17 protein-coding genes are annotated in these 19,695 nt (G+C 70.8%); 9 read left to right on the top strand and 8 right to left on the bottom strand.

Features of this window, described 5'->3' with window-relative positions; all coding sequences use genetic code 11:
* Window positions 1-2 precede the first annotated feature (2 nt).
* The 5 genes from L8M95_RS14600 to benA all read right to left on the bottom strand — a co-directional run bounded on the left by L8M95_RS14600 (window position 3) and on the right by benA (window position 6,608).
* The gene (locus L8M95_RS14600; RefSeq protein ID WP_396119804.1) at window positions 3-1,520 is read right to left on the bottom strand and encodes an MFS transporter; all 1,518 of its coding nucleotides are present in this window, start codon (window positions 1,518-1,520) and stop codon (window positions 3-5) included.
* A 104-nt stretch (window positions 1,521-1,624) separates the two neighbouring features.
* Window positions 1,625-2,458: a 1,6-dihydroxycyclohexa-2,4-diene-1-carboxylate dehydrogenase gene (locus L8M95_RS14595; RefSeq protein ID WP_260486817.1), complete on the bottom strand. Its 834-nt coding sequence runs from the start codon at window positions 2,456-2,458 to the stop codon at window positions 1,625-1,627.
* Window positions 2,455-4,524: a benzoate 1,2-dioxygenase electron transfer component BenC gene (benC, locus tag L8M95_RS14590; RefSeq protein ID WP_260486815.1), complete on the bottom strand. Its 2,070-nt coding sequence runs from the start codon at window positions 4,522-4,524 to the stop codon at window positions 2,455-2,457. Before benC ends, L8M95_RS14595 begins: the two co-directional genes overlap by 4 nt.
* Window positions 4,525-4,616: 92 nt before the next feature.
* Window positions 4,617-5,126, bottom strand: a complete 510-nt coding sequence (gene benB, locus L8M95_RS14585; protein ID WP_260486814.1) for a benzoate 1,2-dioxygenase small subunit — start codon at window positions 5,124-5,126, stop codon at window positions 4,617-4,619.
* A 51-nt stretch (window positions 5,127-5,177) separates the two neighbouring features.
* Complete coding sequence (benA, locus tag L8M95_RS14580) at window positions 5,178-6,608, bottom strand: benzoate 1,2-dioxygenase large subunit (RefSeq protein ID WP_260486813.1); 1,431 nt, start codon at window positions 6,606-6,608, stop codon at window positions 5,178-5,180.
* A 327-nt stretch (window positions 6,609-6,935) separates the two neighbouring features.
* Here benA and catA point away from each other — a divergent pair, with 327 nt between their 5' ends.
* The 3 genes from catA (at window position 6,936) to catC (ending at window position 9,344) form a co-directional block, all read left to right on the top strand.
* Window positions 6,936-7,802, top strand: a complete 867-nt coding sequence (catA, locus tag L8M95_RS14575) for a catechol 1,2-dioxygenase (RefSeq protein WP_260486812.1) — start codon at window positions 6,936-6,938, stop codon at window positions 7,800-7,802.
* Window positions 7,803-7,905: 103 nt separating this feature from the next.
* Window positions 7,906-9,027: a muconate/chloromuconate family cycloisomerase gene (locus L8M95_RS14570; RefSeq protein WP_260486811.1), complete on the top strand. Its 1,122-nt coding sequence runs from the start codon at window positions 7,906-7,908 to the stop codon at window positions 9,025-9,027.
* Window positions 9,028-9,062: 35 nt separating this feature from the next.
* Window positions 9,063-9,344: a muconolactone Delta-isomerase gene (gene catC / locus L8M95_RS14565; protein WP_260486810.1), complete on the top strand. Its 282-nt coding sequence runs from the start codon at window positions 9,063-9,065 to the stop codon at window positions 9,342-9,344.
* Window positions 9,345-9,415: 71 nt separating this feature from the next.
* Here the strand turns inward: catC and L8M95_RS14560 are convergent, their stop codons facing one another.
* The 3 genes from L8M95_RS14560 to pcaD are packed head-to-tail and all read right to left on the bottom strand — an operon-like array spanning window position 9,416 to window position 12,262.
* The gene (locus L8M95_RS14560; RefSeq protein ID WP_260486809.1) at window positions 9,416-10,627 is read right to left on the bottom strand and encodes an acetyl-CoA C-acetyltransferase; all 1,212 of its coding nucleotides are present in this window, start codon (window positions 10,625-10,627) and stop codon (window positions 9,416-9,418) included.
* A gap of 19 nt (window positions 10,628-10,646) precedes the next feature.
* A complete protein-coding gene (locus L8M95_RS14555) occupies window positions 10,647-11,474 on the bottom strand; it encodes an IclR family transcriptional regulator (protein WP_260486808.1) in 828 nt (275 codons plus the stop codon).
* Complete coding sequence (pcaD, locus tag L8M95_RS14550; RefSeq protein ID WP_260486807.1) at window positions 11,471-12,262, bottom strand: 3-oxoadipate enol-lactonase; 792 nt, start codon at window positions 12,260-12,262, stop codon at window positions 11,471-11,473. The genes L8M95_RS14555 and pcaD overlap by 4 nt, the downstream gene beginning before the upstream one ends.
* A 141-nt stretch (window positions 12,263-12,403) precedes the next feature.
* Between pcaD and L8M95_RS14545 the strand changes: the two genes are divergently transcribed.
* From L8M95_RS14545 to L8M95_RS14520, 6 genes are all read left to right on the top strand, one after another.
* The gene (locus L8M95_RS14545) at window positions 12,404-13,171 is read left to right on the top strand and encodes a CoA transferase subunit A (protein WP_260486806.1); all 768 of its coding nucleotides are present in this window, start codon (window positions 12,404-12,406) and stop codon (window positions 13,169-13,171) included.
* A complete protein-coding gene (locus tag L8M95_RS14540; RefSeq protein ID WP_260486805.1) occupies window positions 13,168-13,797 on the top strand; it encodes a 3-oxoacid CoA-transferase subunit B in 630 nt (209 codons plus the stop codon). Before L8M95_RS14545 ends, L8M95_RS14540 begins: the two co-directional genes overlap by 4 nt.
* Window positions 13,798-13,909: 112 nt before the next feature.
* On the top strand, window positions 13,910-14,902 hold the full coding sequence (locus L8M95_RS14535; protein ID WP_260486804.1) for a malate dehydrogenase: 993 nt from the start codon (window positions 13,910-13,912) through the stop codon (window positions 14,900-14,902).
* Window positions 14,903-14,966: 64 nt separating this feature from the next.
* Window positions 14,967-17,678, top strand: coding sequence for a valine--tRNA ligase (locus L8M95_RS14530; RefSeq protein WP_260486803.1), 2,712 nt, complete (start codon window positions 14,967-14,969; stop codon window positions 17,676-17,678).
* Window positions 17,675-19,273 carry a folylpolyglutamate synthase/dihydrofolate synthase family protein gene (locus L8M95_RS14525; protein WP_260486802.1) on the top strand — a complete coding sequence of 533 codons (1,599 nt, stop codon included), beginning with the start codon at window positions 17,675-17,677 and terminating at the stop codon, window positions 19,271-19,273. Before L8M95_RS14530 ends, L8M95_RS14525 begins: the two co-directional genes overlap by 4 nt.
* A complete protein-coding gene (locus L8M95_RS14520; RefSeq protein WP_260486801.1) occupies window positions 19,270-19,683 on the top strand; it encodes a DUF4233 domain-containing protein in 414 nt (137 codons plus the stop codon). Before L8M95_RS14525 ends, L8M95_RS14520 begins: the two co-directional genes overlap by 4 nt.
* Window positions 19,684-19,695 lie beyond the last annotated feature (12 nt).

Below are 19,695 nucleotides of genomic sequence, written 5' to 3'. Positions count from 1 at the left end.
GGTCAGCGTAGATCCGACCCGGCGTGCCCGACCGGTTCCGCGGTGACGAGGGTCGCGGTACCCGCGGTGGCCTGTGGTTCGAAGTCCAGCGGAGCGATCTCCTCCGGCACGTCCGTGGGCTCCTCCCGCGCGGGCGACCGGGGCACGGCCAACGTCAGCGCGGCGCCGACCAGGGCGATTCCCCCGAACACCAGGAAGGACGTGTCCGCCTCCAGCCCGGCCGCCACGAGGAGGCCGCCGATCACCGGGCCGAGGATGCCGCCCAGGCGTCCGAAGCCCGCGCACCACGCCACGCCCGCGGCCCTGGCGCCCGTCTCGTAGTAGTTGGACACGAAGCCGTACAGCAGGACCTGTGTGCCGATCGTCCCCATGCCGGCGGCGGCGACCAGCGCCACGACCAGGACGAACGGCGGGGAGACGGTGATCGCGACCAGCGCCAGCGTGGCCAGCACGAACGAGCAGGCGACGATCACGCGCGGCCCGTGTCGGTCGGCGAGCCAGGAGGCCGCGAGTCCACCCACGATCGCTCCACCGTTGAGGACGAGCAGGAAGCCGAGGGAGCTCTTGGCGTTGATACCGTAGTTCTCCATGATCGTGGGCAGCCAGGTGTTGAGTCCGTAGGTGAGCAGCAGGCCCGCGAAGCTCATGAACCCCAGGAGCAGGGTGCCGAGGCGGTATCCGGGGGACAGCAGGGCGGCGAAGCCGGTGCGGGCGACCACCTTGTCGTCGTCGTGGTTGTCGTCGTCACCGCGTCGGGGCGTCGTGCCGGCGGTGAGGGGCGCGCCCGGCGCGCCGGCCATCTCGAGCGGCAGGCCCCTGGTCGCGCAGACCTCGGCGGCCCGCCCGGTCCGGCCGCGGGAGGCCAGCCACCGCGGGGACTCGGGGAGGGCGAACCAGGCGTACGGCAGGACCAGTACCAGCGGGACGGCGCCGATGAGGAACAGGCCGCGCCAGCCGATGTGCTCCCGCAGGACCATCGCCAGCGCGGAGGCCAGGACGCCGCCGGCGGGGATGCCGCTGTAGACGATGGCGTTGAACAGGTTGCGTCGGCCGGCGGGGGCGAACTCGGCGATGATCGCCCCGGCCGTGGCGACGATGGCGCCGATCCCCAGTCCGGTGAGCAGGCGGAGGACACCGAACGTGGTGATGTCGCGGGCGAATGCGGTGGCGGCCATGCCGATCGAGAACCAGGCGATGGCACCGAGCATGATCCGGCGGCGGCCGATGCGGTCGCCGACTGCCCCCGCGCTGAGGGCACCGATCATCACGCCGACGAGGGCGTAGGAACCGAGCGCACCGGCCTGGGCCGCGCCGAGGGCGCCGATCTGGCCGGGGTCCGCCATGAGGGTGGGCAGGACGGCGCCGTAGACGACGAGGTCGTAGCCGTCGAAGAGGATGGCGGCGGCGACGACGGCGAGGACTCCGTAGACGGTGCGGCGGTGGGCGGGGGACTCCCAGACGCCGGCGGCGGGGCCGGACGTCCCGGGAGGGCTGGAGGGGACGGGTCGGCTGGAGGGCACGGGAGTGCTCGGGGACACGGAAGGGCTCCGTTCGGTGGGGGTGGGGAGGAACCGGGCCGGCCTGACCTGGTCGACAGGCCGGCCTGCCCTGGTCGACGGGCCGGTCAGCCCTGATCGCCGCCGGCGACGGGGAGGACCGAACCGGTGATGTAGGAGGCCTCGTCGGAGGCGAGGAAGCAGATCGGGGCGGCCTGCTCGTGGAGCGTGCCGTAGCGGCCCATCACGGTGGAGTCGACGGTCTGCTCGACGATCTGCGAGTACCAGGTCTTCTCCTGGTCCGTGCGGGCGTCGCCGCCACGGGAGATCCGCCGCTCGGGGGCGAGGGTGCCGCCGGGGGCGGTGGCCACCACCCGGACCCCGTGCGGGGCGGCCTCCAGCGCGAGCGCCGAGGTGAGGCCGTTGACCCCGCCCTTGGACGCGGCGTAGGGGACGCGATTGACCCCGCGGGTCGCCACGGAGGAGACGTTGACGATCGTGCCCGCGCCCGCCGCGACCATGGACGGCAGGACAGCCCGGCACATCCACAGCGTCGGGAACAGGGACCGGCGGACCTCGGCCTCGATCTGGTCGGCAGAGTACTCGTGGTACGGCCGGGCCCAGATGGTGCCGCCGACGTTGTTGATGAGCACGTCGATCCGGCCGTGGGCGTCGAGAGCCGCACGGGCCGAGGCCTCGGCCCCCTCGAACGTCTCCAGGTCCGCCTCGACGGGCACGACCCGGTGACCGTCCGGGGACACCGCGGTCAGCTCGTCGGCGACCGTGGTGATGAGGTCGGCCCGGTCCACCACCGTGACCAGCCCGCCCTCGCGGACCACCCGGTCGGCTACGGCGCGGCCGATCCCCTGCACGGCGCCGGTGATGAGTACCGACCGGCCGGCGAAGCGGCCGGGGGAGACGACGGGCGGGACGGCGTCGTACTCGCCGACGGGCGCGCTCACGACGCGGCCTCCACGGCGTTCTGGTCCAGCGCGGTGCGCATGGTGGCCTTGGCGTGCTCGCTGTGCCGACGGATGAGGTATCGCGCGGCGTCGCGGTCACCGGTCTCGAAGGCCGCGACGATCTCAAGGTGCTCGGGGACGATGTCCTCGGACACCCAGCGGGCGTCGGGCAGGACGCGGTTCATCACCTGGGTCACCTCCAGCATGCGGTAGGCCTGCAGCAGCGAGTCATTGCCGGTGCAGCGGAACAGGAACTCGTGGAACTGCGCGTTCGCGGCGGTGAACCGCTCGGGATCGAGGAACCTGTCGCGCTCGATGTACTGGTTGGCCGACTCGGCGAGCAACCGGAACTCGGCGAGCCGGGCGTCGTCGAGGCGTCCCATGGTCAGCTCGATCACGCCGAGCTCGAGCGCCATGCGGGCGTCGAACTGGGCGTCGGAGTGCCGGATCGCCGGGTGCACCTCGCCGCTGACGACGCCGGGGGCCGAGGTGATGGTCTCGGAACGGCCTCCGCCGGCCAGGGACACCGTGGTCGTGGTCCCCGCGGTGGGCGCGGTCGACGCCCGCGTCAGGGTGACCTGCGGCGGGACGTAACCGACCGGGCGCGCGGCGATGGGCGCGGGAGATTCGGTCGCGGGGACGCCTGGTGCGGCGTGTCCGCCCGGGGCCGGCGGGGTGTACCCGACCGGGCGCGCGGCGATGTTCGCCACCGGCTCGGCGGTCCGGGTGACGGGCGCCGTGTGGCCGCCGGGGGCGGGCGGGGTGTAGCCGACCGGTCGGGCCTCGATGGCCGGCACGGGGTCCCCGGGGCGGCGCGAGAGGATCCGGGCCGGCCCGTGTGGTGCGGCCGGGGCCGTGGTGGCCGCGGCGGGTGCCGCGGGCTCGGCCACGGGTGCGGGCGCGGCGACGGGAATGTCCGTTGCCGTTGCTGCTGCCGTTGTCGTCGTCGTCGTCGTCGTCGTTTCCGGCGTGGTGGGGGACGGGTCGACGGCGAGGGCGGCCTCCTCAGTCGGCTCCGCCGATTCCGTGGCGCGCTCGGCGGACTGGTCGGGCACCGCGGTCGCGGGGGTGAACTTCTCGTAGTAGAAGTGCGTCACCTGCAGGCCCTCGTCGTCGAGGAATCCGCGCACCGCCTCGACCATCGGTGGTGGCCCGCACAGGTAGATGTCGGTCGTCCCGTCGTGGAGGTGCTCCGGCCGGATCAGACCGGTGACGTATCCGCTGTTCGGGTGGGTCGTCGCCGGGTCGGAGACGACCAGATCCCAGGTCATGCCCGGGATCCGGGTGGTGAACTCGTCGAGCAGGTCCGTGTAGACCACGTCGGTGTCGAACGAGGTGCCGTAGATGAGGTGGACCGGGCGGTCGGAGGTGCCCGCGGCGGCGAGGGTCTCGAGGATGGACAGCACGGGCGCCAGGCCGGTACCGCCCGCCAGCAGCAGCAGTGGACGGGTGGACTCGCGGAGGAAGAAGCTGCCCATCGGGCCGGTCAGCTCGAGGCGGTCGCCCACGGCGCAGCGCTGGGCCAGGTACTCCGACATCGCGCCGCCGGCGGCGTACTTGATGAGGAATGACAGGTTCCGGGAGTCCGCACCGGTGGAGAACGAGTACGACCGTGTCTGGTCGGTGCCCGGGACCGAGATGTTGACGTACTGGCCGGGCAGGAACGCCAGGGCGTCGCGGTCGTCCAGTTCGACGGACAGCGCGAACGCGCCCTCGGCCAGCCGCTCGACGGCCGTGACCGTCGCGGGGTGCGCCGCGGCGGCCGTCTTGGCCACATCGGAGGTGGTGGGGATCTGCACGACCAGGTCGGACCGCGGGACCATCTGGCACGGCAGGCAGTAGCCGGCCGCGGCCTCGTCCTCGGTGAGGGCGTCGTCGATGTAGTCGCCGCCGTCGAACTCGCCGGACTCGCACAGGGACTTGCACGTCCCGCACGCTCCGTCACGGCAGTCGAGGGGGATGTTGATCCGGGCCTTGTACGAGGCGTCGGCGACGGTCTCCGTCGGACCGCAGTTGACGAAGCGCGTCACGCCGTCCTCGAAGGCCAGGGCCACTGAATAGCTCATGGGGTCTCACTCCAGGTCGCTGGCGGTGTCGGCCGCGCACGGCGACCGGGGGTGTGCCGGCGCCCTGGTCGGGCGCCGGCCGGGGTGTGGGATCACACCATGTAGACGTCCACGATGTGGTGGATGTAGTCGTTCTTCAGGACCACCTTCTTGTAGGTGATCAGCGGCGACTCGCCGGTGACGTCGAGGGTGTAGAAGGACGTCCCGAAGTACTGGTCGGTGGTGTTGTAACGGAAGTACGACGACAACCAGTTGAAGCGGATGTCGACCTCGCCGGGACGGCGGTCGAGCACCTCGACGTTGCTGATGAGGTGGTTGGTCCGCGGTTCGGGAAGCGACGTCGAGGAGGAACGCTCGGTCCGGATGCGGAACACCCGGTCCTCGATACCGGCCCGGTTGGGGTAGAAGATCAACGAGATCTCCGAGTACGGATCGGTCGTGAGCTCACCGTCGTCGTCCCAGGCGGGCATCCAGTACATCGCGTCCTCGCGATAGCACTCGATCCACTGCTCGAACTGGCGGTCGTCGAGCAGTCGTGCCTCGCGGAACAGGAAAGCGGAGATCTCGTCGACGGAGATCGACGCCACGGCGGGTGCGGTCATGATCAGGCCTTTCGTGGGGCGGGGATGGGCGTGCGGTCGACTCGGGCCGGGTCAGGCGTCGGCCGCGACGGTCGTGCGATGCACCCGGGCCCCGGCGTCCTCGCGGGCCCGGCGCTCGGCCTCGTCGCGGGCGGCGGACTCGGCCTCGAGGGCACGCTGCATGGTCTCGAGCCAGTAGGCGTGCTGGATCGGGTAGAGGCCCTCGTCCTCGGTCTTGGCGCCGGAGGACAGCACGTTCTCCATCCCCAGGCCACGGGCGGTCTCGTCCGGACCGGTGAGCTGGTGGGTGCTGCCGCGGGTCATGTCGTTCCACGGCGCGGCGTCGGCGAGGTACGTCTTCTGGCAGGAGCGGAACTCCTCCAGGTCGTCCGGGGTCGCCATGCCGGTGGCGTTGAAGAAGTCCTCGTACTGGCGGATCCGCGCCGCGCGGTTCTCGGCGCTCTCACCCTTGGGTGCGATGCAGTAGATCGTCACCTCGGTCTTGTCGACCGAGATGGGCTTGAAGTGCCGGATCTGGCTGGAGAACTGGTCCATCAGGTAGACGTTCGGGTACAGGCACAGGTTGCGCGAGGCGCCCACCATGAACTCGGCCTTCTTGGTGCCGATCTGGTCGGCGAGCTCCTGGCGACGGTCCCACAGCGGCCGGTCCTCGGGGTTGCCCCACCACATCCACAGCAGCAGGTGCCCGTGCTCGAACGACCAGTAGCCGCCGCCCTGCTTGCCCCAGGTACCGGCGTCCATGGCCTTGGTCTCGTTCTTGGACTCGCCGGACGAGCGGCGTGCGGTGGTGGCCGCGTAGTTCCAGTGGGTGGCCGACACGTGATATCCGTCGGCGCCGTTCTCGGCCTGGAGCTTCCAGTTGCCGTCGAACGTGTAGGTCGACGAGCCGCGCAGGACCTCGAGTCCCTCGGGGGACTGGTCGACCAGCATGTCGATGACGGTCCGGCTGTCGCCCAGGTGCTCCTCCAGCGGGAGGACGTCCGGGTTGAGGCTGCCGAACAGGAAACCGCGGTAGCTCTCGAAGCGGGCCACGCGTCGCAGGTCGTGGGAGCCGTCGGTGTTGAACTGCTCGGGGTAGCCGGCGTCACGCGGGTCCTTGACCTTGAGCAGCTCGCCCGAGTTGGAGAACGTCCAGCCGTGGAACGGGCACGTCAGGGTGGTGCGGTTGTCGGTCTTGCGCCGGCACAGCATCGCGCCGCGGTGCGAGCAGGCGTTGATGAGGCAGTTGAGCTGCCCGTCCTTGCCGCGGGTGATCACGACGGGCTGGCGACCGATGTCGGTGGTGAAGTAGTCGCCGACCTCGGGGACTTGGCTCTCGTGCGCCAGGTAGACCCAGTTGCCCTCGAAGATGTGCTTCATCTCGAGTTCGAAGATCTCCTCGTCGGTGAAGATGCGGCGGTTGGCGCGGATGATGCCGTCCTCGGGCCGGTCCTCGAGTGCGGTCTCGAGGGTGGCCTGGACGTGGTCGAGTCGATCTGACATCGAGGGCTCCTAGCGTGGTTCGGTTCCGGCCGCGACGATGCGGCCTGCTGCCGGTGTGCCTCCACGGTGCCCTAGTGTGCGTCCGATCACACTAGGGCACCTCCTAGTCATACCTAGGTGTCCGGCGTTCGCATGGCGAACAGATTCGTGCCTCGGGCGGCGGGACCTGCGCCGATGGGGGGTTGGTGTTCGCTCCGCGGACGATTTGGCCTCTACGACTGTAGTGCACGGTGATTGACGACACAGCGAATCCCGCGCACAGTGGGGACATCGACCGGCCCCACCGGTCCGATCCACCCCCATCCCGACCCCACCTGAGGGAGCGTCATGACCAGCACCGCAGTGCCCACCGCCGCCGGCTCCGGCTCCGCCGCGACGGACAAGTTCAAGGGCAGCCGCTTCACGGCCGACACGAGCACCGAGCGCGCCGCCGCCATCTACAAGGACGTGCTCACCAAGCTGTCCGAGGTGATCTTCGAGCACGAGGTCACCTACGACGAGTACCGCGTCCTCAAGCAGTGGCTCATCGAGGTCGGCGAGGGCGGCGAGTGGCCGCTGTGGCTCGACGTGTTCCTGGAGCACTTCATCGAGGACTCCAACAGCCGCATCTTCAACGGCACCAAGGGCTCCATCGAGGGCCCCTACTACGTGCCGAACGCCCCGGACCTCGGCGCCAAGGGCGTCATGCCCATGCGTGAGGACGAGAAGGGCACACAGTTCGTGTTCAAGGGCCAGGTCCGCGACCTCGACGGCACGGGCATCGAGGGCGCGTCCGTCGAGCTGTGGCACGCCGACGCCGACGGCTACTACTCGCAGTTCGACGACGGCCTGGGCATCCCCGAGTGGAACCTGCGCGGCACCTTCACCACGGACTCGGAGGGCAACTTCCACATCACCACGGTCCAGCCGGCCCCGTACCAGATCCCGCACGACGGCCCGACCGGTGAGTTCATCGCCAGCTACGGTGGCCACCCGTGGCGTCCGGCGCACCTGCACCTGAAGGTCACCGCCCCCGGCAAGCGCCTCATCACCACCCAGCTGTACTTCCAGGGTGGCAAGTGGGTCGAGGACGACGTGGCCGGTGCCGTCAAGCCCGAGCTGATCCTGGACCCGAAGCCCAATAGCGATGGGATCGACGAGGTCGTCTACGACTTCGTCCTGGACCCCGTCTCCGAGAAGCGTTTCGTGGCCTGACCGGCGACGAACCCATCTGGAGTCCCCGCCCGCCCCGGCCGCCACGAGCGGCCGGGGCGTCGGCGATCGACCCGGCCGGACCACCAACACGAAGGGCTGAAAGATGTCTGACCTGACCATCCGTTCCGTGGAGACACGGATCCTCGACGTGCCGCTCATCAGACCGCACAAGTTCGCCACGACCACCGCCACCGCCCAGTCGATCCTGCTCGTCTCGGTCACCACCGAGTCCGGGGTCATCGGCTACGGGGAGGGCGTGACCCCGGGCGGACCGTGGTGGGGCGGTGAATCCGCCGAGACCATGCAGGTCCTGGTGGAGAAGTACCTCGCCCCGGTCGCCATCGGCCGGCGCGTCGACGAGATCCCCGCCGTCCTCGAGGCGATGGAGGGCGTCGTGGCCCGCGGCCGCTTCGCCAAGGCCTCCCTCGAGATCGCCATGTTCGACGCGTGGGCCCGGTCGCTGGACGTGCCGGTGCGTTCGCTGCTCGGCGGCGCGGTCCGGGATTCGATCGAGTGCACCTGGGCCCTCGGTGCCATGCCGCTCGAGGAGATGGTCGACGAGATCGACGAGCTGCTGGCGGCGGACCGTCACCGTACGTTCAAGCTGAAGATGGGCGCCCTGGACCCGGCCGAGGACGTCGCCCGCATCGCCGCGCTGGCCGAGCGCCTCGACGGGCGGGCCGGCCTGCGGGTGGACATCAACGCCCGCTGGGACCGGTTCACCGCGAACGTCCACCTCCCGGCGCTCGTGGACGCCGGCATCGAGCTGATCGAGCAGCCGACCCCCACGGAGCAGATCGAGGTGTTGGCCGAGCTCAACCGCTCGCTGCCGGTGCAGTTCATGGCCGACGAGTCGGTCCAGTCCCCGCATGACGCCCTCGAGGTGGCGCGTCGGGACGCGGCCGGGGTGATCGCGGTGAAGACCACCAAGCTCGGCGGCCTGACCCGTGGCAAGGAGGTCGTGGCGATCGCCCGCGCGGCCGGGATCGCGTGCCACGCCGCCACGTCTCTCGAGGGGCCGATCGGGACGGTCGCCTCGCTGCACCTCGCGTGCGCGGAGCCCGGTTTCAACTACGGCTCGGAGCTGTTCGGCCCGCTGCTGTTGGCCGAGACCTACGTGACCACCCCGATCCGTTACGAGGCCGGCCGGGTTCACCTGCCGGCCGGGCCGGGCCTGGGCGTCGAGATCGACCACGACGCCGTCGAGAAGTTCACGCGCCGCTGACCGCGGCACCACCATCCCAGAAGGAGAGTCAGACGATGGCACTGTTCCACGTCCGCATGGACGTCCACATCCCGCACGACCTGGACCCCGAGGTCCGCGCCGACACCCTGGCCCGCGAGAAGGCCTACAGCCAGGACCTGCAGCGGTCGGGCAAGTGGCGTGAGCTCTGGCGGATCGTCGGCCAGTACTCGAACATCAGCATCTTCGACGTCGAGTCGGCTGACGAGCTGCACGAGATCCTCCAGGGTCTGCCGCTGTTCCCGTACATGGACATGCAGGTCATGGCCCTTACCCGGCACCCCTCGCGCGTCGACTGACGCCCCCACGCGTGGAAAGGGGCCGAGCCGGAGATCGGCTCGGCCCCTTTCTGCGTCGGGAGCGGAGTGGGTCAGACCCGCTCGAACACCGCGGCCAGGCCCTGACCGCCGCCGATGCACATGGTCTCCAGTCCCCACTGCACGTCTCGACGCACCATCTCGCGGGACAGCGTCGCCAGCATGCGGGCACCGGTCGCCCCGACGGGATGGCCCAGGGAGATGCCGGAGCCGTGGGGGTTGAGGTGCTCGGAGGACGGATCGATGTCCCATTCGCGCATGACGGACAGCGCCTGCGCGGCGAACGCCTCGTTGAGTTCGATGACGCCCATGTCCGACAGCGTCAGCCCGAGCCGGCCGAGGGCCTTGGCCGCGGCGGGGACCGGCCCGATGCCCATCGTCTCGGGGGCCACCCCCGCGACGGCCCACGAGGCGAGGCGGACGAGCGGGGTGAGGCCGAGGGCGGAGGCCTTGTCCGCGGTGGTGACGATGCACATCGCGGCGCCGTCGTTCTGGCCGGAGGCGTTGCCGGCGGTGACGGTGGCCTCGGGGTCGGTGCGGCCCATGATGGGTCGCAGGCGCGCCAGCGCCTCCACGGTGCTGTCGGCCCGGGGGTGCTCGTCGGTGTCGACGACGAGGTCCTCACCCTTACGCTGTGGGACGGTCACCGGGACGATCTCCTCGGCGAACACCCCGGACTCCTGCGCGGCCACGGCGCGCTGGTGGGACTGCACGGCCAGCCGGTCCTGCTCGTCCCGCCCGATGCCGTACTCGCGCCGGAGGTTCTCGGCGGTCTCGATCATCCCGCCGTCGATGACGTGCGAGCGACCGCCGACCGTGGTGCGGGCCCGTCCGAGGCGGTCGACCAGCGAGATCCCGTCCCCGCGGATGCCCCAGCGGGGGCTGGGTGAGGCGTAGAACTCCACCTGGCTCATCGACTCGACGCCGCCGGCCACGACGAGGTCCATACCGCCGGAGGCCACCTGGAGCGCGCCGGTGATGACCGCCTGGAGGCCGGAGCCGCAACGCCGGTCGAGCTGCATGCCCGGTACGTCGATCCCGAGCGGGGAGTCGAGTGCGGCGATGCGGCCGATGGCCGGTCCCTCACCGCTCGGCGAGCCCTGCCCCAGCACGACGTCGTCGACGTCGGCTCCGGTCAGGCCGGTCCGCTCGACGAGGGCGGCGAGCAGGTCGGTGGCGAGGGTGTTCGCGTCCAGGTCGCGGAACACCCCGCCGAATCGCCCGACCGGGGTGCGGAGGGGTTGGCAGATGACGACGTCACGCATGGGGTTCCTTCGTTCGGGTTCAGCGGTTGACGATGGCGAGGTCGGCCGACAGCGCGCGGGTGGTGGCCAGCAGCTCGGGGATGACCTCGTCGTGGAGCTGGTCGGGGGAGTAGCGGGCGGCGTGGGTGGAGACGTTGAGGGCTGCGCGGACCGCGCCGTGGCGGTCGTGGACCGGGGCGGCCACGGAACGCAGGCCCGGTTCGAGTTCCTGGTCGACCACGCACCAGCCGCGCTCGGCCACCCGCGACAACTCCGCGCGGAGCGCGGCCTCGTCGGCCAGTCCGTGTGGGGTGAGGGCCCGCAGGTCGGTCGCGGCGAGGTAGGCGTCGAGGTCCTCCGCCGGCAGCGACGCCAGCAGGACCCGACCCATCGACGTGGCGTAGGCGGGGAACCTGGTGCCGATGGTGATGCCGATCGTCATGATGCGACGCACCTGGACGCGACCCACGTAGACGATGTCGGAACCGTCGAGCACCGCCACCGAGGACGACTCGCCGAGCCGCGAGCTGAGCTTCTCCAGGTGCGGCTGGGCGAGGTCGGTCAGCGGCAGGGAGGACAGGTAGCTGTACCCGAGGTCCAGGACGCGGGGGGTGAGCCAGAAGACCGAGTCCGCCGTGTCCACGTACCCCAGTTCGACGAGGGTGTGGAGGAAGCGGCGGGCGGTCGCCCGGGTCAGGCCGGTGTTGCGCGCGACGTCACTGAGGGTCTGGCGCGGCTGGCGGGCGTCGAACGCCCGGATGACCGACAGTCCGCGTGCGAGTGACTGGACGAAGTCGGGGGAGGCGGAGCGGTCCCCGCCGTCGCCCCCGGGGCGCGCCGGGGTCGACACCACGTCGGGGCGGGTCATGCCGCGCCCGTGTTCCGGGCGGTCTCGAGGTGGCGGCGGAGGATCTCGTTGATGCGCTCCGGGATCTCGACGGTGGGGACGTGGGCGGCGGGGGTGACGACGACGAAGTCGGACCCGGGTACACCGTCTGCGATCTCCCGGACCACATCCGGGGGCGTGGACGGGTCCTCGTCCCCGGCGAGCACGAGGGTGGGACAGGAGATCCGACCCAGCTCGGCCCGGTTGTCCCACCCGGCCAGTGCGTCACAACAGGAGGCGTATCCCTCGGCCGGGGTGGCCAGGACCATCTCGCGCAGGCCCGCGACGAGGTCGGGCTCGGCCTCGGCTCGTGCGGCGGTGATCCACCGTGCGACGACGGCGTCGGCGACAGCGGCGGTCCCGCCCTCGCGGACCGCGGCGGCGCGATCGGCCCACCCGGCCGGTTCGCCGAACCTCGCGGCGGTGCACAGCAGGGCGACGGAGAGGACACGGGCGGGCTCGTGGACGGCGAGCCACTGGGCCACCGCGCCGCCGAGCGACAGCCCGGCGATGTGGAACCGATCGATCTCCAGTGAGTCGAGCAGGGCCACCACGTCCGCGGACAGGTCGGCGATCGTGCACGGACCGGGGATGACCTCGGACGTGCCGTGCCCCCGGTGGTCCACGGCGACCACGGTGTGATCGCGGGACAGATCGCGGACCTGGGCGTCCCACATGGAGCGGTCGGACCCGAGCGATCCGAGGAGGACGAGGACGGGGGTGTCGGCGGACCGGGGTCCACTGACCTCGTGGGACAGGGTGGCGGGCATGGTGTCGGTCCTTCCGTGTGTCTGGTCGCGGGGTGTCTGGTCGCGGGCGGGGCGCGGCGTGGTGTGCGGTCCACGATACGCGGGAATCGTGCGAAGGGCGAACAGTTGTACAAGATGCGAACAAGGGATATGGTGCGTGACATGACCAACAAGATCTTCTCCTCGGCTGCCGACGCGGTCGCGGACATCCCGGACGGCGCCTCCCTCGCCGTGGGGGGTTTCGGTCTGGTCGGCATCCCCGCCGTCCTCATCGACGCGCTCCTCGACCAGGGGGCCACCGATCTGCAGACGGTGAGCAACAACTGCGGGACCGACGGCTTCGGCCTGGGCAAACTGCTCGAGGCCCGCCGCATCACGCGGACCACCGCCTCGTACGTGGGCGCCAACAAGGAGTTCGCCCGTCAGTACCTCTCGGGCGAGCTCGAGGTGGAACTCACCCCGCAGGGCACGCTCGCCGAGCGCATGCGGGCCGGTGGCGCGGGCATCCCCGCGTTCTACACCCCCGCGGGCGTCGGCACGATGGTCGCCGAGGGCGGCCTGCCGCTGCGCTACGACGGTGACGGCGGGGTCGCCCTGGCCTCCGAGCCCAAGGAGGTCCGCGAGTTCGACGGGATCCCGTACGTCCTGGAGCGCTCGATCGTCACGGACTACGCCCTCGTCCACGCCCACCGTGCGGATACTGCGGGCAACCTGCAGTTCTACGGAACGGCCCGCAACTTCAACCCCGATGCGGCGATGTCGGGCCGGGTGACGATCGTGCAGGCCGAGGAGATCGTCGCCGCCGGCGAGATCGACCCCGCCGACGTCCACGTGCCCGGGATCTTCGTCCAGCGCCTGGTCGAGGTCGGACGCCAGGAGACCGGAGTGGAGATCGAGAAGCTCAGCAGCAAGGGAGGGGATCGGTCATGAGCTGGACCCATGAGCAGATGGCGGCCCGCATCGCCGCCGACTTCGTCGACGGACAGTACGTGAACCTGGGTATCGGCATGCCGACCCTGATCCCCGACTATCTCCCGGCCGGGGTGCACGTCACGCTCCACTCGGAGAACGGGATCCTGGGCGTGGGCCCGTACCCCACGCGCGAGCAGCTGGACCCGGAGATGATCAACGCCGGCAAGGAGACGATCACCGCCGCTCCGGGGGCCGCGTACTTCTCGTCCTCGGAGTCCTTCGCGATGATCCGCGGTGGGAACGTCGACGTGGCGGTCCTGGGTGCGATGCAGGTCTCCCAGGCCGGAGACCTGTCCAACTGGATGATCCCCGGCGCCATGGTCAAGGGCATGGGCGGTGCGATGGACCTCGTCCACGGTGCCGGCAGGGTGATCGTGATGATGGACCACATCACGCGCAAGGGGGACCTCAAGCTCCTCGCGGAGAACTCCCTGCCCTACACGGGCCGCGGCTGCGTCCAGCGCGTCGTCACCGACCTGTGCGTCCTCGACATCGCACCGGAGGGCTTCCGTCTGGTCGAACTGGCACCGGGCGTCACGATCGACGAGGTCCGGCTCAAGACCGGGGCCGAGATCCACGCCTGAGGCGGCGCCCGGGCGAACGTCAGGTGTACTCCGCCCGCGGACGCGGGTTGCGGGGTCGGATTCTCACTACTGTGGGAACCGACCCCGTCGTCGTCCCGGAAGGTTCGCCTCCATGAGCACCTCCACCCCGGTCACCGTGACCGTCACCGGCGCCGCCGGAAAGATCGCCTACTCATTGTTGTTCCGTCTCGCCTCCGGGCTGGTCTTCGGCCCCGGGACCCCGGTCCGCCTGCGGCTGCTCGACATCCCGTCGGCCGTGGTCGCGGCGGAGGGCGTGGCCATGGAGATCGAGGACTGCGCGCTCCCGCTGGTGGACTCCATCGAGATCACCGATGACGTGGACTCGGCGTTCGAGGGCGCCAACGCGGCGTTCCTCGTGGGTGCCAGGCCGCGCGGGAAGGGGATGGAGCGCGCCGACCTGCTCACCGCCAACGGGGCGATCTTCCGCGAGCAGGGGCGGGCCATCAACGCCCACGCCGCCGACGACGTGCGGGTGGTCGTGGTGGGCAATCCCGCCAACACCAACGCCTACATCGCCCACCGGCATGCGCCCGACGTCCCCGCCGAGCGGTTCACCGCCCTGATGCGTCTCGACCACAACCGTGCGTTGAGCCAGCTCGCCACCCGACTGGGCGCACCGGTCGCGGACCTGGACGGCGTCGTCGTCTGGGGCAATCACTCGGCCACCCAGTTTCCCGACGTGTCCTATCTGACGCTGCGGGGTGAACCGGTCACCGCCGGACTCGACGAGGCGTGGCTGGCCGACACGTTCATTCCGCGGGTCGCCGGTCGGGGAGCCGAGATCATCGCGGTTCGCGGATCCTCGTCGGCGGCGTCCGCCGCCGGCGCGGCGGTCGACCAGATGCGCGACTGGGTGCACGGTACGCCGGGTGAGAGCTGGACGACGGTCGCGTTGCCCTCCGAGGGGCAGTACGGCACCGAGCCGGGCGTGGTGACGGGGCTGCCCTGCCGCAGCCGGGGCGCCGGCTGGGAGGTCGTCGAGGGCCTGGAGATCGGCGATTTCCAACGCTCCCGCATCGACGCCTCGGTGGCGGAGCTGGTCTCGGAGCGTGACGCCGTTCACGGGCTCGGCCTGGCCGACTGACCTCGGGTGTGCCGGGGTCGACGGCGTGTGCCGGACCCCGGCGCCCACGGCCTAGGATGGTCGGGTGACGACTCCAGCCGCTGCCTCCCCGAACACCGACCGTGCGGACGCCCTGCCCGCTTCCTGGAATCCAGGTGAGGTGGAGAACGGGCTGTATGAGCGCTGGGTGGAGGCCGGGTATTTCGAGGCCGACCCGTCGAGCGACAAGCCCGCCTACTCGGTGGTGCTGCCGCCCCCGAACGTGACCGGCAGCCTGCACATGGGGCACGCGCTCGACCACACGCTCATGGACGTGCTCACGCGGCGCAAGCGCATGCAGGGGTACGAGGTGCTGTGGCTGCCCGGCATGGACCACGCCGGCATCGCCACACAGACCCTGGTGGACCGCAGACTCCGCGACGAGGGGATCGACCGCCACGAGATCGGCCGCGAGGCGTTCATCGAGAAGGTCTGGGAGTGGAAGCGTGAGTCCGGCGGCACCATCGGCGATCAGATGCGTCGCCTCGGCGACGGCGTCGACTGGTCGCGCGAGCGGTTCACCCTCGACGACGGACTCTCGCGAGCGGTCCAGACCATCTTCAAGAAGCTCTACGACCACGGACTGATCTACCGCGCCGAGCGGCTGGTCAACTGGTCGCCCACCCTTCAGACCGCCATCTCCGACATCGAGGTCAAGTACGCCGACGTCGAGGGCGAGCTGGTCAGTTTCCGCTACGGGTCGATGGACGACTCCGAGCCGCACCTGGTGGTGGCCACGACCCGCCTCGAGACGATGCTCGGAGACACCGCGATTGCCGTCCATCCCTCCGACGAGCGGTACGCCCATCTGGTGGGTACTGAGATCCCGCATCCGTTCCGCGAGGGGTGGACCATGCGCGTGGTGGCGGACGACTACGTCGACCCCGAGTTCGGGACCGGCGCGGTCAAGGTCACGCCCGCGCACGACCCCAACGACTTCGCGATCGGCCAGCGTCACGGGCTCGAGATGCCCACGATCATGGACGCCACCGGCCACATCGCCGGCACCGGGACCCGCTACGACGGGATGGACCGGTTCGAGGCACGGAGGGCCGTGCGCGAGGACCTCGCCGAGCAGGGGCGCATCGTCAAGGAGGTGCGTCCGTACCTGCACTCGGTGGGCCACTCCGAGCGCTCCGGCGAGCCGATCGAGCCGCGCCTGTCACTGCAGTGGTGGGTCAGGGTCGAGGAGTTGGCCGCGATGGCGGGGGACGCCGTCCGCGACGGCGACACCGTCATCCACCCCAAGAGCCAGGAGCCCCGCTGGTTCGACTGGGTCGACGACATGCACGACTGGTGCATCTCGCGCCAGCTGTGGTGGGGTCACCGGATCCCGATCTGGTACGGGCCCGACGGAGAGGTCGTCTGTGTGGGCCCCGACGAGGAGCCGCCAGCCGGATACACCCAGGACACCGACGTCCTCGACACGTGGTTCTCGTCCGGCCTGTGGCCGTTCTCGACCATGGGCTGGCCCGATCGCACCGTCGACCTCGAACGCTTCTACCCCACGTCCGTGCTGGTCACCGGGTACGACATCCTGTTCTTCTGGGTGGCCCGCATGATGATGTTCGGCACCTTCGTGGGCCGCACCCTCACCGGCGACGAGGCCGCACCGGGCAAGGTCCCCTTCACCGACGTGTTCCTCCACGGCCTCGTGCGTGACGAGCACGGCCAGAAGATGTCCAAGTCCAAGGGCAACGGGATCGATCCCCTGGACTGGGTCGACCGCTTCGGTGCCGATGCACTGCGCTTCACCCTGGCCCGCGGAGCCAACCCGGGCGGCGACCTCTCCGTCGGGGACGACGCCGCCCAGGCGTCCCGCAACTTCGCCACCAAGTTGTTCAACGCCACCCGCTTCGCCCTGATGAACGGCGCGAAGGTGGGCCGGCTCCCCGACGCGTCCGAACTCTCCGACGCCGACAGGTGGATCCTTCACCGTCTCGGTGAGGTGCGGGTGTCCGTCGACGACGCGCTGGACCGCTACGAGTTCTCCAAGGCGTGCGAGGCGCTCTACCACTTCGCGTGGGACGAGGTGTGCGACTGGTACCTCGAGCTCGCCAAGGTCCAGTTCGGAGGTGACGACGCCGCCCGCGCCTCCGAGCGCGCCGAGAACACCCGACTCGTACTCGGCCACGTGCTGGACGTGCTGCTCCGGATGCTGCACCCGGTGATCCCGTTCGTCACCGAGACGCTGTGGACCGCGCTGACCGGTCGAGAGTCCGTGGTGGTCGCGGACTGGCCGTCCGACGTGGTGCCGGCCGGTGACGCCGCGGACCCGGTCCGCCGGGTGGCCGACGCCCAGACCCTCGTCACCGAGATCCGGCGCTTCCGCTCCGACCAGGGGCTCAAGCCCGGCCAGCGGGTACCCGCGCGGATCTCCGGCGTGGACGCCGCGGACCTGCCCGAGGACCTGCTCGCCCAGGTGTCCGCGCTGGCCCGGTTGACCCCGGCAGCCGAGGACTTCACCGCCACGGCCTCGCTCGAGGTCCGGCTCGGGTTGTCGACGGTGGACGTGGAGATCGACACCTCCGGGACGATCGACCTCGCCGCCGAACGACGCCGGCTGGAGAAGGACCTCGCCGCCGCCCGCAAGGAGCTCGAGACGACCGGCGCCAAGCTCGGCAACGAGGCGTTCCTCGGCAAGGCGCCCGACCACGTCGTCGACAAGATCCGCGCCCGCCGTGACCTCGCCGAGGCCGAGGTCACCCGGATCACCACCCGCCTCGAGGCGATGCCCGCGGGGAGTGATCCCGCGTGAGCGGCCGCGAGTGGCTCCCGCCGCACGACCCGGCCGAGGGGTGGGACACCCCCACGGAGGAGGACGTCGCCGAGATGCTCGGCGAGGACGGCCTCGTCTCGGGCGTCCCGCTCGGCGGACCTATCCCGGGTGACGAGGAGAGCGACGGTGACGACCACCTGCCGCCCCGCCCGATCCCGGAGGTGGGCAGCCCCGAGTGGCAGGCCGACACGGCAGATCTGGCGGCGGTCGAGGAGGAGTTGGCCACCCGCTGGCCGGAGTCCCGGCTCGAGCCGAGTCTGGACCGCATCGCGGAGCTGATGTCGGTGTTGGGGGACCCTCAGCACGCCTACCCCGTGCTCCACGTGGCGGGCACCAACGGCAAGACCTCGGTCACCCGGATGATCGACGCGCTGCTGCGCGCGCTGCACCAGCGCACCGGGCGCAACACCAGCCCCCATCTGCAGAGTGTCACCGAACGCATCGCACTCGACGGTGAGCCGATCACCGCGCGCGCCTTCGTGGACACCTACCGCGAACTACAGCCCTACCTCGAGCTCGTCGACCAGCGGTCCGAGGAGACCGGCGGCCCGCGCATGAGTTACTTCGAGGTGCTCACCGCGATGGCCTTCGCCGCGTTCGCCGACGCACCGGTCGAGGTGGCCGTCGTGGAGACGGGGATGGGCGGCACCTGGGACGCCACCAACGTGGTCCGGCCCGCCGTCGCCGTGATCACCCCCGTCGGCCTGGACCACACCGACTACCTGGGTGAGGACCTCGCGACGATCGCGGGGGAGAAGGCCGGGATCATCCAACCCGGTCCGGAGGACGACCTGCTCCCGCGCGACCCGATCGCCGTGATCGGTCGCCAGGAGCCCGAGGCCATGGACGTCCTGCTGAGACGTGTCGTGGAGGTGGGCGCGGTCGTCGCCCGCCTCGGCTCGGAGTTCGATGTGGTCGAGCGGCGCGTCGCCGTCGGCGGCCAGCAGCTCACCCTGAGGGGACTCGGTGGCGAGTACCCGGAGGTGTTCCTCCCGCTCTTCGGTGAGCATCAGGCCGAGAACGCGGCGACCGCACTCGCCGCCGTGGAGGCCTTCTTCGGCGCCGGTCCGGACAGGGGCCTGGACCCGGAACTCATCCGCGCGGGTTTCGCCGCGGTGGACAACCCCGGGCGTCTGGAGCGGCTCAGTTCGAGCCCCACCGTTCTGGTGGACGCGGCCCACAACGGGCACGGGGGGCGCGCGCTCGCCGAAGCCGTCACCTCCGAGTTCGACTTCAGACGACTGGTGGCCGTGGTCGCGATGCTCGACGGTAAGGACGCCGACGCGTTCCTCGCCGCACTCGAACCCGTCGTGGAGGAGGTCGTCGTGACCCGGGCCGCCTCGCCGCGCGCGATGGACCCGGGTGACCTCGCCCGCATCGCCGAGGAGCGGTTCACCGCCCAGCGGGTCCACGTGGTGGACACCCTTCCCGACGCGGTCAGCGCCGCCCTCGACCTGGTCGGGGTCCCGGATCCGACCGCGGACGACGACGTGTCGGGCGTGGGCGTTCTCGTCACGGGCTCCGTGGTCACCGCCGGAGCCGCCCGCAGCCTGTTCGGAAAGGACGCGACGTGACCGTACCGACCCCCGGTCCCCGGGAAGCCGCACACGCCCCCTCGGTGGACCCGTGGAAGGGGCTGCGGGGCATCATGGCCGGCACCCTGGTCCTCGAGGCGATCGTGATCGGCCTGGTGCTCACGGTGATCGCCCGGCTCGACGACGGTGCCCACTTCCAGTCGTGGAAGGTGTGGTTCGTCAGCCTGCTCGCGATCGCGATGCTGGTGGCCAGTGGACTCCAACGCAAGCCCTGGGCGATCCCGCTGAACCTCTCGCTCGCGGGACTGGCCGTCGCCGGGTGGGCCGTGCACTGGTCGATGGGGGTGTGCGGACTGATGTTCGCCGCGGTCTGGGCGTACATCCTGTACCTACGCCGCGACCTGTCGCGCCGGATGGCCGGTGGATACCTGCCCAGCCAGCACGACTGAGCGCGACGCTCC

Origin of the sequence: Dietzia sp. B32, from assembly GCF_024732245.1 — a bacterium.
GTDB lineage: Bacteria > Actinomycetota > Actinomycetes > Mycobacteriales > Mycobacteriaceae > Dietzia.
This window is presented reverse-complemented; position numbering and strand designations above follow the sequence as displayed.

Coding starts and splice junctions, on each gene's coding strand:
- benC (WP_260486815.1), bottom strand. CDS start 4,524: ATGAGCTATTCAGTGGCCCTGGCCTTCGAGGACGGCGTGACGCGCTTC.
- benB (WP_260486814.1), bottom strand. CDS start 5,126: ATGACCGCACCCGCCGTGGCGTCGATCTCCGTCGACGAGATCTCCGCT.
- benA (WP_260486813.1), bottom strand. CDS start 6,608: ATGTCAGATCGACTCGACCACGTCCAGGCCACCCTCGAGACCGCACTC.
- catA (WP_260486812.1), top strand. CDS start 6,936: ATGACCAGCACCGCAGTGCCCACCGCCGCCGGCTCCGGCTCCGCCGCG.
- L8M95_RS14570 (WP_260486811.1), top strand. CDS start 7,906: ATGTCTGACCTGACCATCCGTTCCGTGGAGACACGGATCCTCGACGTG.
- catC (WP_260486810.1), top strand. CDS start 9,063: ATGGCACTGTTCCACGTCCGCATGGACGTCCACATCCCGCACGACCTG.
- L8M95_RS14560 (WP_260486809.1), bottom strand. CDS start 10,627: ATGCGTGACGTCGTCATCTGCCAACCCCTCCGCACCCCGGTCGGGCGA.
- L8M95_RS14555 (WP_260486808.1), bottom strand. CDS start 11,474: ATGACCCGCCCCGACGTGGTGTCGACCCCGGCGCGCCCCGGGGGCGAC.
- pcaD (WP_260486807.1), bottom strand. CDS start 12,262: ATGCCCGCCACCCTGTCCCACGAGGTCAGTGGACCCCGGTCCGCCGAC.
- L8M95_RS14545 (WP_260486806.1), top strand. CDS start 12,404: ATGACCAACAAGATCTTCTCCTCGGCTGCCGACGCGGTCGCGGACATC.
- L8M95_RS14540 (WP_260486805.1), top strand. CDS start 13,168: ATGAGCTGGACCCATGAGCAGATGGCGGCCCGCATCGCCGCCGACTTC.
- L8M95_RS14535 (WP_260486804.1), top strand. CDS start 13,910: ATGAGCACCTCCACCCCGGTCACCGTGACCGTCACCGGCGCCGCCGGA.